Genomic DNA, 262 nt, shown 5'->3' with positions numbered 1-262 from the left:
AGAGATCTCCTGCAAATGCCGGCCAATCGCCGATGCAGCAAACACCACGGTCAAATAAGCATCAATGGCGTCCTCATCCCGATGGAACACCGGACGAGCGGAAAGGCCACTCTTGGTCAAACGGAATGACGCTTCGACCTGCCAGAGGTCATGGTACGAATCAAGGACCTGCTGACCTTTCATCATCGACTGCTCGATATTAGTCACGTAGCCCTTGAGCCCTGACAGCATACGGGCTCGTTCAATCCTGGCCTCATCCACC

The 262-nt window shown here is 54.6% G+C and carries 1 pseudogene; it reads right to left on the bottom strand.

The window, feature by feature from the left end:
• Nucleotides 1-262, bottom strand: a pseudogene (locus ACT3TP_RS18820) (IS1634 family transposase); the annotation flags it as partial.

The organism is Glutamicibacter sp. AOP38-B1-38 (genome assembly GCF_052377485.1).
Taxonomy (GTDB): Bacteria; Actinomycetota; Actinomycetes; order Actinomycetales; family Micrococcaceae; genus Glutamicibacter.
Note: the sequence above shows the minus strand (reverse complement) of the source record. Positions and strands in the feature narration are given on the sequence as shown.